Here is a 325-nt window from a genome sequence, read left to right as displayed (position 1 = left end):
CCGCTGGCCAGCACGCAGACTTCGGCGCCGCGCTGTTCCAGAACGGGATTGAGCGAAAAAGGACTCGGCCATGTACGACGTTCCGCGCGGATGCAGGGCGGCAGCAAGGCCAGCTGGCGTGGCCCGCCGAACACCTGATCGGCGTGCAGCAGAGCATGCCGGGCGTTCCTGCCCAGGCCTTTGTAACCGTCTTCTCCGATTCCCACGACTGTCAGCCAAGGCGACATGCACATCCCTCAATCCGAACTTCCGACAGAGCGCCTTTTCATGCCTGCGGACAAAGCAGGCATAATACCGCGCCCGACGGGGTACAAGTGCTCTAATC

General features: G+C 62.5%; 1 pseudogene. It reads right to left on the bottom strand.

Annotation, left to right across the window (positions count from 1 at the left end):
* Positions 1-227, bottom strand: a pseudogene (locus EE949_RS12975) (cobalamin biosynthesis bifunctional protein CbiET); the annotation flags it as partial.
* Between the last annotated feature and the right edge of the window lie 98 nt (positions 228-325).

The sequence above is a fragment of the Pseudomonas viridiflava genome, assembly GCF_900602065.1.
Taxonomy (GTDB): Bacteria; Pseudomonadota; Gammaproteobacteria; order Pseudomonadales; family Pseudomonadaceae; genus Aquipseudomonas.
Note: the sequence above shows the minus strand (reverse complement) of the source record. Positions and strands in the feature narration are given on the sequence as shown.